Origin of the sequence: Streptomyces sp. NPDC015125 (genome assembly GCF_043080045.1) — a bacterium.
GTDB lineage: Bacteria > Actinomycetota > Actinomycetes > Streptomycetales > Streptomycetaceae > Streptomyces.
Map to the genome: position 1 here is coordinate 1 of NZ_JBIBVF010000048.1, position 2,322 is coordinate 2,322.

Below are 2,322 nucleotides of genomic sequence, written 5' to 3' on the forward strand. Positions count from 1 at the left end.
GTCCGGGTGGTGACCGCCCTGGAACATGATCTGCGTGCCGCCCAGCTCGACCGTCTCCGCGCAGCGGCGCAGGATGTCGTCGAGGTCGCGGGACCAGCCCTTCTTGGTGTCCTTGGGGGCCGCGTAGAAGGCGCAGAACTTGCACGCCGTGACGCACACGTTCGTGTAGTTGATGTTGCGCTCGATGATGTACGTCGCGATCTGCTCCGTACCCGCGTACCGGCGCCTGCGTACGGCGTCGGCGGCGGCGCCCAGCGCGTGCAGCGGGGCGTCGCGATAGAGGACGAGCGCCTCTTCGGGGGTGATCCGCCCACCGGCGGCGGCGCGGTCGAGGATGGGCTGAAGGTCGGCCTTCTCGGTCACCGGCGTCCCTTTCGCAAGGTTCGTAAGGGTTGTGGACGGACCTGCCCAGCGTACGCCAGGCGTTCTGCCCGCTCGTGGTCAGGCCGCGTAGGCCCCGGCCAGGACGCCGAGGAAGGCGCCCGCGATGAGGAAGGGGCCGAAGGGGATGGCCGTCTTGCGGTGCGCGCGCCGGGCGACGAGGAGGGCGCCGCCGTAGAGCGCGCCGAGCAGGAATCCGGCGAAGGTGCCCAGCATCAGGGTGGGCCAGCCGTACCAGCCGAGGACGGCACCGGCCGTGAGGGCGAGCTTGACGTCGCCGAAGCCCATGCCGGCCGGGTTGATGAGGAACAGCACGAGGTAGCCGGCGCCCAGGGCGAGGGCGCCCAGCAGGGCGGTGGTCCACTCCCCCGCGTGCTCGGGCAGGAGCGCGGTGAGGCCGAGCAGGACGAGTGCGGCCCCGGCGAGCGGCAGGGTGAGCGGGTCGGGCAGCCGCCGTACCTTCAGGTCGACGACGGCCAGCAGCACGCCGACCGGGGCGAGCAGCAGCCAGACGGCCAGCTCGGGCCGGGTGCCGGTGGCGGCGGCGAGGGCGGCGCAGACGAGGGCGGTGGCCACGGCGAGGGACGCGGTGCGCGGGCCGTAGGACGCCTGATCGGCCGGGCACTGCCCGCAGCGGGCCCGGCCGAGCCAGCCGCGTACGGGGTGCCCGTCCGGGCACCGCTCGCGCCACGCCTCCCCGGACGGGGCGGAGAACCGGTAGGCCGCGCGGGGCAGCAGCGCGCCCGTCGCCGCGCCCCACACCGCGGCGACGAGGACGACCAGGAGGCCGGGGTCGATGACGGTGTCGACGGCGCTGTCGATGGCGGCTCCGATGCTCATCCGGCGGCGGAGACGCCCTCGCGCCAGGTCGGCAGCAACTCGTCGAGCAGCGCCTCGGTGCGGGGCGGCAGCCCGCGTGCCCCGCTGCGGTTGACGAGGTCGGCGGCCAGGGCGCGCAGCCGGTCGGGGTCGCCGGTGGTGTGGGTGGCGCGCAGCAGCTCGTGCCACAGGCGCTCGTCGGCGGGGGCCGTGCGCAGGGCCGCGTTCAGCGCCTCGATGGCCTTCTCCGCGCGGTCCCGCTCCAGGTGGAACTCGGACAGCGCCAGCCCGGTGTCGGCGACGAGCAGCGGGAGCTGGGCGTCGATGATCTCGTGGGTGAGCCAGCGGTAGCGGCCCTCGGGCCGGTCGGCGAGCAGCGGCCCGCGCACCAGCACCAGGGCGTCGGTGAGCAGCCGCCCGCGCACCTGGCGGCTGTCGACGCCCCGGCCCTGCGTGGCCTCGTAGTAGAGGGAGCGCAGCACGTCGAGATCGGAGACGACGGACTTGGCGAGGGTGAGCCGTCCGGTGGCGTCGGTGGCGAGCCGCGGCGTCCCGTCGGGGTCGGAGCCGAGCCAGGTCCGCAGCCGCTCCAGCAGCGCGTCGCGCACGTCGGCCGTCACGCCGCGCGGCCACAGCGCGGAGGACAGCACGCGCGGGTGGACGCCCTCGCGGTGCAGCAGGAGCAGCGCGAGCGCCTCGTGGAGCAGGGCGCTGCGCTCGCCGTCGGGCGTGTCCAGGCCGATGATCTCGTACGACCCGACGAGGCGGGCGTACACCGCGGGGCGGCCCTGCTCGCTGATGTCGACGAGGAACGGCGGGGCGTTGGCCGACCGGCCGGGGCCGCCCTCGGGGTCGGAGCCGGGATCGGCGTCGGTGAACAGCTCGACGACGGCACGCCGCTGGGCGGCCGGCAGCATCTGGGCGTCCAGTTCGAGCCCGAGCAGCGGCGCGAGCAGCCGGCCCTCGCCGGTGATCTCCATCTCCCAGGCGGCGCCGGGCAGTTCGGCGCCCCGGGTGCCGACGAGGTAGCCGATGCCGAGCCGCCCGGCGTCGGCGGCGAGTTCGGCGAGCCTGAGCGCGTCGTCGTCGGAGGGCTGGGCGGCGAGCAGGACGAGGTGCGGG

At 75.4% G+C, this 2,322-nt stretch carries 3 protein-coding genes; all 3 read right to left on the reverse strand.

What is annotated here, in order from left to right; all coding sequences use genetic code 11:
- On the reverse strand, positions 1 to 363 hold a 363-nt coding region (locus ACF088_RS41170), incomplete at its 3' end, for a radical SAM protein (RefSeq protein ID WP_392381114.1).
- A gap of 78 nt (positions 364 to 441) precedes the next feature.
- Positions 442 to 1,221 carry an A24 family peptidase gene (locus ACF088_RS41175; protein ID WP_362098210.1) on the reverse strand — a complete coding sequence of 260 codons (780 nt, stop codon included), beginning with the start codon at positions 1,219 to 1,221 and terminating at the stop codon, positions 442 to 444.
- Positions 1,218 to 2,322: bacterial transcriptional activator domain-containing protein (locus ACF088_RS41180; protein WP_392381115.1), on the reverse strand; the 1,105-nt coding region annotated here is incomplete at its 5' end. The genes ACF088_RS41175 and ACF088_RS41180, both read right to left, overlap by 4 nt.